Source organism: Mesorhizobium sp. M7A.F.Ca.CA.002.04.1.1 (genome assembly GCF_004022805.1).
GTDB lineage: Bacteria > Pseudomonadota > Alphaproteobacteria > Rhizobiales > Rhizobiaceae > Mesorhizobium > Mesorhizobium ciceri.
Map to the genome: position 1 here is coordinate 1 of NZ_RZPL01001218.1, position 721 is coordinate 721.

General features: G+C 64.6%; 2 protein-coding genes. Both read right to left on the bottom strand.

Annotated features, from left to right (window positions below; all coding sequences use genetic code 11):
- Window positions 1-295: GFA family protein (locus ENZ75_RS33420; RefSeq protein ID WP_164888258.1), on the bottom strand; the 295-nt coding region annotated here is incomplete at its 3' end.
- A gap of 171 nt (window positions 296-466) precedes the next feature.
- A partial coding sequence (locus tag ENZ75_RS33425; RefSeq protein ID WP_245481364.1) for a DUF3606 domain-containing protein occupies window positions 467-721 on the bottom strand: 255 nt, incomplete at its 5' end.

Consider the following 721-nt stretch of genomic DNA (forward strand, 5'->3'; position numbering starts at 1 on the left):
CGAGATCGGTCGGCGCGATGTCGAGGCTGCCGATTGCCACCTCGGCCTCGTTGTCGTCGACCCAGGCGACGCGGCCGCCGCATGTCGGGCAAAAGCTGCGCGTGCCATAGGAGCTGACGAGGCCGGTGGTCTCGAAGGCCTCGCGCGGCCAGATGGCAAAGGCCGAATAGACCGAACCGCCGGCCTTGCGGCAATCCTTGCAATGGCACAGGCCGACGCGCAGCGGCGCGCCGTGAACCTCGAACTGCACGCCGCCGCACAGGCAGCTGCCGGTCCTGCGTATGGTGTCGGACATGACAACCTCCCTCAATGCGTGGCGCTGCGGGCCGGGTGGGACAGATGCTCGTCTGCCGTTTCGTTGGCCAGGATGAGAAACCGGGAAAAAGACATCCTGTTCACCGTACCACCAGGCCCGGTTGACGCGGCCCGCAGCGTCTTCAACGCCGCCCAGGCGAAATGGTTTCGGCTAGCCGCGGGCCGCCATATGGGCGTCGAGCTTCTTGCGCGAGGGTCCGTAGCGCTTGATGATGGTCTGTGCCTCGCTTGGCGGAATGCCGTATTTGCGGGCAAAGGCGGCAACCTCGTAGGGCTCTTCGCCCGAGACCTGCTTGCGGTCCTGTTTCGTCTTCGACTTGTCGTCAGCCATCTCAGGCCTCGCTTTCTGTTGTCGGGGAAACGCGCAACCTTCGGCGCCCGCGATCAACACGACATAACACAGATC